The sequence below is a fragment of the Vibrio sp. 2134-1 genome, assembly GCF_033339495.1.
Genome location: NZ_JAWOUS010000821.1, coordinates 1 through 553, shown reverse-complemented (window position 1 = coordinate 553; position 553 = coordinate 1). Strand labels below are relative to the sequence as shown.

General features: G+C 45.0%; 1 protein-coding gene. It reads right to left on the bottom strand.

Annotated elements, in window-relative coordinates; genetic code table 11:
• Window positions 1-184: 184 nt before the first annotated feature.
• Window positions 185-553, bottom strand: a 369-nt coding sequence (locus R7R78_RS28725; RefSeq protein WP_225474922.1) for a type III secretion system chaperone, incomplete at its 5' end; no start/stop codon positions are given.

Here is a 553-nt window from a genome sequence, read left to right as displayed (position 1 = left end):
TGTTCTGATGGCTAATACGAGCGCTCACGCTTTTGTTTTTTGGCGCACCTTCTTTGACGAAAATGTCTTTGCCGTTGTTTGCTCGAATCTCTTTATCGTCCGCTTGATTCTGTGTCGCCAAATGTGACGTCAGCTGGCTCAACGACTGCATGTGTGACGTATTGATATTAACCATGTAAAAACCTTAAACTTGAATAAACGGGTGTGAGCCAGTTTGTTGGCTAAAATCGACAACCGTGTTGTTTTGGAACAGTTGCACCCAAGTGTCACTCAACTCATTCAACTGACTGATCACGTTGGCTAATTGGCTGATCTCGGTGTCTGCCGTGATGGCGATTTGAAGCAAAATATCTTTGGTGGTTGGGTTGATGCAAAACTGCACTCCGCCCGTTTCGCGATACAAAAAGTTGTATTCCAGCAGCACTTGGAGCTTGTCGGCGGTGAGAATATCTTTCTCTACCACTAGACTTTTTGAGACAAGCACCTCGTTCTTCTCTTGCACAAATTGCACATCGATAGCGTTATCTTCGCTGAAACAGAGCGACCACATTTG